The sequence below is a fragment of the Exiguobacterium sp. SH3S3 genome (assembly GCF_004337115.1).
Taxonomy (GTDB): Bacteria; Bacillota; Bacilli; order Exiguobacteriales; family Exiguobacteriaceae; genus Exiguobacterium; species Exiguobacterium aurantiacum_A.
Window position 1 is genome coordinate 74,480 of the sequence record NZ_SJUU01000012.1, and the last position, 8,601, is coordinate 83,080.

7 protein-coding genes are annotated in these 8,601 nt (G+C 46.7%); 3 read left to right on the forward strand and 4 right to left on the reverse strand.

From position 1 onward, the window contains the following. Positions 1–65: 65 nt before the first annotated feature. Positions 66–2,420 (reverse strand): bifunctional diguanylate cyclase/phosphodiesterase, encoded by a 2,355-nt coding sequence (locus EVJ28_RS11895; RefSeq protein WP_236634149.1) that lies wholly within the window; start codon positions 2,418–2,420, stop codon positions 66–68. A gap of 162 nt (positions 2,421–2,582) precedes the next feature. On the opposite strand from EVJ28_RS11895, the gene EVJ28_RS11900 reads away from it, so the two are divergent. Both EVJ28_RS11900 and EVJ28_RS11905 read left to right on the forward strand, forming a co-directional pair. Further along, complete coding sequence (locus EVJ28_RS11900) at positions 2,583–3,434, forward strand: CPBP family intramembrane glutamic endopeptidase (RefSeq protein WP_131458900.1); 852 nt, start codon at positions 2,583–2,585, stop codon at positions 3,432–3,434. A gap of 16 nt (positions 3,435–3,450) precedes the next feature. Then, positions 3,451–3,981 carry a GNAT family N-acetyltransferase gene (locus EVJ28_RS11905; RefSeq protein WP_236634150.1) on the forward strand — a complete coding sequence of 177 codons (531 nt, stop codon included), beginning with the start codon at positions 3,451–3,453 and terminating at the stop codon, positions 3,979–3,981. Positions 3,982–4,016: 35 nt separating this feature from the next. Here the strand turns inward: EVJ28_RS11905 and EVJ28_RS11910 are convergent, their stop codons facing one another. The 3 genes from EVJ28_RS11910 to EVJ28_RS11920 all read right to left on the reverse strand — a co-directional run bounded on the left by EVJ28_RS11910 (position 4,017) and on the right by EVJ28_RS11920 (position 6,534). After that, positions 4,017–5,345, reverse strand: coding sequence for an N-acetylmuramoyl-L-alanine amidase family protein (locus tag EVJ28_RS11910; RefSeq protein WP_236634151.1), 1,329 nt, complete (start codon positions 5,343–5,345; stop codon positions 4,017–4,019). A gap of 195 nt (positions 5,346–5,540) precedes the next feature. Then, positions 5,541–5,792 (reverse strand): hypothetical protein, encoded by a 252-nt coding sequence (locus EVJ28_RS11915; protein WP_131470287.1) that lies wholly within the window; start codon positions 5,790–5,792, stop codon positions 5,541–5,543. Between the two features lie 64 nt (positions 5,793–5,856). After that, a complete protein-coding gene (locus EVJ28_RS11920) occupies positions 5,857–6,534 on the reverse strand; it encodes a hypothetical protein (RefSeq protein WP_131470286.1) in 678 nt (225 codons plus the stop codon). 269 nt (positions 6,535–6,803) lie between these two features. Between EVJ28_RS11920 and EVJ28_RS11925 the strand changes: the two genes are divergently transcribed. Beyond that, complete coding sequence (locus EVJ28_RS11925) at positions 6,804–8,066, forward strand: helix-turn-helix domain-containing protein (RefSeq protein WP_131470285.1); 1,263 nt, start codon at positions 6,804–6,806, stop codon at positions 8,064–8,066. The last annotated feature ends 535 nt before the right edge of the window (positions 8,067–8,601 follow it).

An 8,601-nucleotide genomic window follows, 5' to 3' on the forward strand; every position in this document is an offset into this window, starting at 1 on the left:
ACGAATGTCCCCCTGGCATAGGAGATTTTTTGCATACGAAAAGACTGCAGCGAACTGCAGTCTCGTTAAGCCCGGGTCTTCCCGAACTCGATATAGGTCGTGACCGATTTGACGTGCTTCACGACGTCTTTCTCGCGAAGCGGACGACTGAAGTAAAAGCCTTGGACGTAGTCGCACTGCTCATTGAGCAACCATTCGAGTTGGTCAGACGTTTCGACGCCTTCCATCAACACTTTCATGCCGAGGTTATGGCCGAGTTGGATCATCGAGCGGACGATCGCTTCTTGGTTGCGGTCTGTGAACAAGTTGACGATGAACGAGCGGTCGATCTTGAGCACTTGGACCGGAAGTTCGCGCAGTTGGCGGAACGACGAGTAACCAGTCCCGAAATCATCGAGCGAGATCAAAATCCCGTACTGATGAAGTTGGGCGAGCTTCTCGCGTGTCGACGCCTCGTACGACAACATCGATGATTCCGTCACTTCGAGCTCGAGGAACATCGGGTCCATGCCGGTCTCTTGTAAGATGGTTTGGAGCGTCTCGACGAAGTCTTCACGCGCGAACTGGAGCGGTGACACGTTGACCGAGAGCGTGAACGGCTTGACGCCGGACTTGTTCCAGCGTACCCAAGCGAGACACGACTCGCGCATGACCCAGTTGCCGATCTGATGGATCAGTCCGGTGTTTTCTGCGATCGGGATGAATTCGGTCGGTGTGACATCGCCGAGTTCGAAATGATTCCAACGCAAGAGCGCTTCGACGCCTTCGAGTCGATTTTTCGTGAGCGATACTTTCGGTTGATAGACGAGCGTGAACTCGTGACGATCGAGTGCGTGAATGAGCGCTTTCTCGATCTCGACCGTGCGTAAAATTTGATGTTTCGATTCGTCTTCAAACTCTTTAATTTGGTTTTTCCCGATCCGTTTTGATTCGTGGACGGTGAGTCGCGCGTATTGGACGAGCTCGTCCGCGGACGTCGTGTCTTTCGGATAATGACTGACGCCGGCGCTCATCGTGAGCTCGACGGTCGTCCCGTCGATATCGAACGGCTGCGAGATCGCTTTAATACACTTCTCCGCTTTTTGTTTGGCGAGTGTGCTGCGCTTATCGAACAGTAAGATAATGAATTCCGAAGCACCGACTCGTGTCAAAATGTCATCTGGATGGATCGTGACGCGAAGACGTTCGGCGATTTGCATCGTCAATTCGTCCGTGCCGTGATGTCCGAGCATATCGCTCAAGAAACGCCAGCGGTCGATGTCGATGTAAAGACAAGCGACTGGGTCCTCGATTTGAATATGTTCCGTAAGGATGCGTTCGAGCTTGTGGCGGTTCGGCAGATCAGTGAGCGTATCGTGATACGCCATATGTTCGACGAGACGTTGTGAGGCGATCGCCTCCGAGACGTCCCGTAAAAACCAGAGCACTTGGTCCATCGTTTCACCTTTGAGCGGATAGCTCGTCACTTCAATCGTCTTATCGTCGATCTCGACCCGTCTCGGGTCATAGAACGGTTGATTGATCGTCAAGGACGAATGATAGTCTTGGAAAAAAGTATCGTCCGTCTGATCAAACAAACGATAAAACGCGGTGTTGGCGTACTGGATCACACCATCTTTCGTCGTCGTGACGACCGCATCCGTCGTCGAATCGAGAATCGTCGCTTGGATGAGTTCTCGTTTTTTTAGATGATGATCGAGCGTGAGCGACAAGAAGAAGATGACAAACAAGATGACCGTGATCGCCGTGACGAGCCAGGCGAGGAGCGACGGTTCGACGGCATTGGCGAACGGACCGTTCGCTTCGATGAACGCGAACGATGACGCGGCCATGCCGACGAAATGCATCCCGAAAATCGCGATGCCCATGAGCAGTGAAAAGAACACTTTTAACTCGAGGTCAATCTTTTGTTTGGCGTACTTCGAGTAGAAGCCGATCCATAAGGCGATAAGTGAGGCGGCGATGGCGATGATGATCGACAACATGGCCAACCATGGATCATACGAAATCGCGACGCCTTGAATCGCGTCCATACCGACGTAATGCATGCTGGCGATGCTGATTCCCATCAACAGTCCTGCACCGATCAAAGCAGGATGAGTCTTACGGCGCGAGACAATCAAGAAGCCAAAGATACAGCCGGCCATCGCAATGATGACGGACAGTAAAACGAGAGGGATCGAATATGTGACGGGGCGCAACGCCTCGTGAGCGAGCATGGCGATGAAGTGCATCGACCAAATCCCGAGTCCGAGGGTGGCACCGCCCGCCAAAATCCACATATTTTGGGTGGAGCGATTCGTCGCATTCACGCGGCGTGCCAGTTCGATGGCAGCATAAGCGGAAACGGCGGCGATAATATAAGAAAGAATCACGAGAAAGTAATTGTGACTCATCGAGTGTTCGACTACTGGTTCCATGTGTACCTCGCTAGTAAATGTGATTTTGTTGTAATTCTGATTATACCTCGGCAAATAGTAGCCGACCTATCATTTTGCTTCGTATGGTAAAAATATTTTGCCGGTGAAGTAGGCAAGTCGCTTCTAGAGTGGGTAAACTACATATAAAAGGAGGCGGAGCGCATGATCCCGACACGAAAAGAAGTCATAACGTTTATCATCATCGCGTTCGCGTTCTCATGGTTAAGCTGGTGGGGGCTCTATACGTGGACAAGCCTGCCGATTCTAGCGACCGTCTTGATCGGTTCGTTCGGACCGAGCGTGGCCGGCGGTTATATGGCGTTTCGAGAAAACGGATGGAGTGGGGTGCGGACACTGTGGAAGCGAGGCTTCGAGTGGCGGATGGCTGGTAAGTACTATGCGTTCGGCCTGTTGCTCATCCCGTTCTTATTTGTCCTCGCGTACTGGCTGACCGATGCGAGCGGTGCGTTACTGTTGAACGAACCTTGGCTCGTCATCCCGTACTTCCTCTACATGTTATTTCTCGGGGGAACGATTCAACAAGAGTATGGTTGGCGCGGGTATTTGCTCGACGCGCTGCAACTCAACAAGACGCCGCTCCAGGCGAGCCTGTTCGTCGGCGTGGTGTGGGCGGTTTGGCATATTCCGCTCTTCTTGATGACGGGCACCGGACAGGCATCCCTCCCGTTTTGGGCTTACGCCGTCGCCATTCTATCGTTTACGTTGATCATCTCGTGGTTATATAACGTCACGACGATGAACTTATGGGCGGCTTTTTTACTGCATACGACGTTTAACGTCTCGTTTGCCCTCGTCCCCTTGATCGAGCCGGGGCAGGTCTCAATCGGGTTTCTTTATTTGACGCTCTTGTTGTTCACGACGGCAATCGTGCTCGTCTGGAAGACGCACGGGCATCTCGGGTATGACCATCTCGAACAACTCGAGGCGGTGGAAGGGTCGCATCAACCGAACGTTACGGTAGGCAGAGACGCGGGTAAAGAAGGAAACGTATGATTATGGATAGAGGGAAGTGGAAATATTGAACTTTCGTCCGCTTGAACGAGATGATGTCAAACCGCTCCAGCGTTTGTTTATGGAGAGTCTGAGCGATTTGATCCGCCGGGAACAGTTTGAAGACGCTGATTTGTTGGACGAGGAAGTGGCGCGCTTGAATACGACCGTTCAAGATAGTTTGGATGATGAGACTGTCCAATTGTTTGTCGTGCTAAAAGACGACGTCATCGTTGGAACAGCGGCCATCCTTCCTCCGAACGAGATTATCACGGCACATCTCGATGTCGAGCCGGACGTACCGGAAGTCGGATGCATCTATGTGACGCCGAGTGAGCAGCGGCAAGGGGTCGGTCATTTCTTGCTTAAAAACGTGATGGACGAGCTGTTGAGCAGGGGACAGCCGATTTTTTATCTCGATGCGGGGTTTCCGACTTCCCAAACGTACTGGGAAAAACGGATGGGTCCACCTGTACTCACGATCGACCATTACTGGGGACTCGGCGCGCCTCATAAAATCTGGCGGTGCGATGTGACGCAATACAAATAGAGACCCAGCTGAACATTCAGCCGGGTCTCTTTGAATTAGTTAGATGAACGCATGAATTGATGAATGCCGGAAGCAGTCGCATCAGCCATCCGTTGACGATATGTCGTACTCGTCAGATGAGCGCGATCGTTCGCGTTGCTAATAAATCCGTATTCGACGAGCGTCGACGGGACGGTATTCTTTCCGACGACATACACGTTTTGATACTTCACGCCACGGTTACGAATCGTTGGGATGCGTACGCCGAGTTCACGGTTGATGGCCGCTCCTAAGTTACGACTCGCGGAGGCGTAAGGATTCGTCGTGTAGCTTTCCGTCGTCGGGACGAGGACTTCATGACCGTGGTAGGCTGTACTCGGTGCCGAGTTGGCATGGACGCTTACAAAAGCGCTCCCTTTATAAGACTTTGTCAACGAGACACGCTGGGCTAAGGATAAATAGCCATCGTTTGCACGAGTCATTTTGACGTTATAGTTGTACGTGCTCGAGAGAGTGTTCGCCAGGCGCTTAGCGATGTCGAGTGCAATGACTTTCTCTTGGACAGATCCGTAAACCGCACCCGGATCGTTCCCGCCATGACCGGCATCGATGACGACGGTGCGTCCTGATCCGGTTGAAGTAGTGGGTGTCGTCGTTGTGCCCGCTTTCAAATAGCGCGCTGCGACGTAGCCGGTTTTCCCACCGTAAGAGACTTTATACCACGAGCCATACGTCCCTCGGTAAGTCACATTGCGGCCAGATGGGATGGTAAGCAATACCGTTCCGGTCGTCGAGGCACTCTTCCGCAAGTTCAAGTTGACAGTCGTTGTATAAGCTTTCGTCGAGCTTGTCGTTGTCGATGGACTTGAAGCTTTTAAATATTGTGAGGAGACGTAACCGGTCTGTCCGCCATACGTCACTTTGTACCATGAACCGTATGTGCTGACATAAGTCACTCGTTTCCCTGTTGGAATCGTCAACAGAATCGTACCTCTCGTCGAGGCGCTTTTCCGTAAATTTAAGTTGACGGTTGTCGTATAGGCTTTCGTTGAACTAGTCGTCATCGTCGAAGCGGTTGTCTGCTTCACATACTGTGAAGCGACGTACCCCGTCTTGCCACCGTAAGAGACTTTATACCACGAGCCGTACTTGCTTATATATTTGATCGTCGCGCCTGCTGGGATTGTCAGAAGGACTTTGCTCCAAGTCGCTGCACTAAGGCGAAGATTTAAATTGGCAGTTGTTTTATATGTAGTGGCCGCTTCGACACGAGTTGATTCAAATCCGGTCTGTGAAAGCTCGAGCGGGATGACTGCTGCACCAGTGAAGACGAGGGATGTGCTAAGTAAGAGTTTTAAATGCCAAGGTGTTTTTTCTATGTTCAATCGTGATTCGCTCCTTTTTCTTGAATCTTTGAAATAACGATGAAATGAAATCGTCTTCATGTCTTCGCTATTATATAAGCAAACAAGAAAAAAATGGAGATTAATATGTAAATTGTTTATCTTTTTTTAAAAAAATAGAACGATAGTCGCACCCGGAATAAAAAAAGAGACGCACAGAGGCGTCTCGTTTAAGTATTAAGTTAAGCGTGGGAGTTCTTCCCCAAATGGTCTAACAGTGGAGTCGAGTTTTGTAAGACGTGGTAATTCTTCACCGAACTGTTGAGTTGGTACCACTGATTTTGTAAGACGTGGTAACTCTTCCCCGAATTGTTGAACCGGAATTACTGTTTTTGTAAGGCGCGGTAATTCTTCACCCAATGGTTTGAATGAACTGCCTAGAAGTAATACTGCTGCTGCGATAAAGAAGATACCAGTTACTTTTTTCATGATTAAATTCCTCCGATGTGTGTTGGTTTATGTGGATAAGCTGTGATCCCTAGTGTGATGTCGCTCAGTAGTCAGAGAGTGGTGATTCTAGCAATGTGTAGATTGCTTCAGATTGTTGTTCAATCCGTGATTCAAAATCTCCGATGAATTGTTGTGGCATGTTCGGTTCATAGAGCGTAACTTTGTCAGACTCTTCTGTCGTAGCAGATGACAAAATTGGAACATGGGCTTCTTGACTGAGCAGTGTGCTGCAAAGAGGAGGAAATTGATTTTCAAACTGTTGGAGTGGTTCTGGTCGCCAGCAGATTGATGCTTCTGGAAGAATATATAGGATGTGTCCTTCTTTCAATAAAGATAGACACTGGCTAACAACACTTTGTTGATCCTGTTCAATGTTGATATAGCCGAACTCTTGAAAATGTTTCTCATAGACTGTTTTTGAACTGCGCTTTAGAATAGAGAGAGACAGTTCAGGACCAAGAATGTATAGCTTTTTATGAGAACGATTTTCTTGAAGCGTTCTAGCGATTAGTTTTGGTAAAGCCTGATAGTAATCAATTTGAAACGCGTTGAGGATAAAGCCTTTAGATGAACGTAACAATTGGGTCAAATGCTCTAATCCCTCAAACTGATTAGTGTCAGCATAGGAATAGGAAGCTTTGAAAGAAGACGCTTGCTTCGGCTGGAAGTAAATTCTAGGTTTAATGTAATCTTCTGCAAGTAAAAAGTTTAATTTACCCATTTGTTGTATTCACCTCCGGAAATTGAATTACCTTTTATTATTTTTAATTTGAATCGTTATACCTAGATGAAGACTTTGTTACTTTTTTTTGTATAGTTAAATTTTATCACGGATAATTAGACTATTGGACTGCTATCAGTTGGGAAAATGAGAGCAGAAAGTAAGCTTTTATTCGAGTTTATGAATCATAATTTCCTAGTTTAGATACTTAAGATAAAGCAGTAACTAAAAAAACGCTAATATTTAGGGCGAAGGGGCTATTGCTTAAGATGGAATATAATTATGGGAACTTAATCAAAATTGAGCGAATGCGAAGGAATATGAAGCAATCAGTCTTAGCAAGAGGAATCTGCTCAGTATCTTACTTAAGTAAAATTGAAAACAATCAAACTTCTCCTAGTGAAGAAGTCCTAGAACTTATTTTTGAAAAACTCGACTTAAGTGTACCGCTCTATTTTGATTTTAGTGAGCAAATCGACAAAATAAAAAGTGAAATTTTAGAATTGTTAAAAGAAGCGGTTCTAACCAGAAAAGACATAGATAAACATGAAAAATTAAAAAAATATCTTACAAATCCTGTTGTGAGTCAGTCGAAAGAGCTTTACATCATGCTTTTAGTAACTTTAACTCGTTTTGGTATGATGCCAGGCGGTGATCAAAAATATTTTGTTGAGGTTGGCTGGATTGAAGATCAACTCAATCGCGATGATCAGTTAAGGTATACTCTTATAAAATGTTTGAAATCGTTTCAAGATAATGAAAAAGAAAAAGCACTTGAGTTGCTAGAAAAACTTAATGAACATCTTCCGAGTTCAGGTATTCACGATTGGGAGATGGCTGATATGCGCTATATTATGGGAGGTCTATACTATAGGGCAACAGAGTATTTACAAGCTATAGAAAATGTTAAAAGTGCTTTAAATTATTTTCAAGACAACTTTTATTTAGAAAGAATTGTAGAGTGTCACCTCATTATCGGTTTGTCTCATAAACGGAGACGGCGTCTTACGGATGCACTTTCTCATTACCAAAGAGCAGTAAAAGTAATTAGCGCAACTGATTTAAAAAATTACAATGGGATGCTTTACAATAATATGGGAGAAATCTATTCTGCTTTAGGTGATCAAGATAAAGCGCTAGAGTATTTTATGCAAAGTTTTACGTATAAGGTTGAAGTGAAGAGTAAACTATATAGTGTGCTTTCACTAATCGAAGCGTATTCTAACTATAATGATCGAGAAGGAATTCTTAACTGGCTATCAAAGGGATATGAGTTGATGGAAGAGCAGGAAAATTTAGAGGAGTTCATTCATCACTTTGAAATTTATAAAAATTGCTATCAGGAAAAAGACAAGATTAAGCTGATAATTACGTTGAAAAAAGCAGTGCAGTATTTCGAACTGCATGATGACTATGTCTATATTCAAAAGTATGCATTTTGGCTTGCGCGAGAATTAAGAGAGAATGGTAAGTATAAACTAGCCACTGAATACTACGAAAAAGTAATAACAATTATGTCTCAATCTGATTAACGCTTCCCTCGGGAGGCGTTTTTTCACGCGCAAAAAAAAGAGACGCCCGAATCGTCTCTCTCATGGTGTGGTGAAATAGTGAATCGTCCAAAACGATTCATGGAGAAGTGACTCTTGTTCCGCATGCCCTGCCTGTACTTGTTGGATCAAGTGGATGATGTGCTTTTGCAAGTTTGAATCGTGGGAACCGCTGTGGAGGATATGATCCTCGTTCGCGATGATGTAAAAACCACCTAAGCGAAGCGGAGGGCACTGAAAAACTTCAAATAATTTTGAGCAGAGGAGCGTCATCCCGGATGGGATGGCGCTCCTCTGCTTTCATTGCCCTTCAAGCCGCCCTGTCCGGCACGCCGCTTTCCTGGGGGCGGTCAGCGAGCCGCATCGCGACGATGTCGCTGCTGGGTCTCGCCTTGCCCGCTGTTCCCCCGGGAGTCGGCGTGCCCTCGGGGCGACGCTGTACGTCCTTGCCGTTTCGGACTAAACTGGCTATAACTACACATCCTGGAGGCGATCCCGATGATGCCAGACCTGCCGA